Annotated in this window: 1 pseudogene; it reads left to right on the top strand. The window is 40.8% G+C overall.

Going from position 1 to position 245, the window contains the following annotated elements:
• A pseudogene (locus CF394_RS00260) lies at window positions 1–191 on the top strand (M14 family metallopeptidase); the annotation flags it as partial.
• Window positions 192–245 lie beyond the last annotated feature (54 nt).

Genomic DNA, 245 nt, shown 5'->3' with positions numbered 1-245 from the left:
AAAAAGAGTTTCCTAAAGGAACAAAAATCTATTTTACAGCTCAGCAGCAAAGCAATCTGCTGTCAATCGCACTTGAGCCGGAGTCGGTTGACAGTTATGTAAGCACAGGTTACATTCCTTCTCAAAAAGGCAAAGAGCTGCCGGTTTACCGCTTCATGCTGAACACCAAAACGCTTAATTTTAAGGAATAATCACCAGGCATCCGTCTTTGACGGATGCTTTTTAGCGGTTTTTTGTTTTTTCAT

Source organism: Tetzosporium hominis (assembly GCF_002265435.1).
Lineage (GTDB): Bacteria > Bacillota > Bacilli > Bacillales_A > Planococcaceae > Chryseomicrobium > Chryseomicrobium hominis.
The sequence above is the reverse complement of the archived record's forward strand: the minus strand, read 5'-3'. Positions and strand labels throughout refer to the sequence as shown.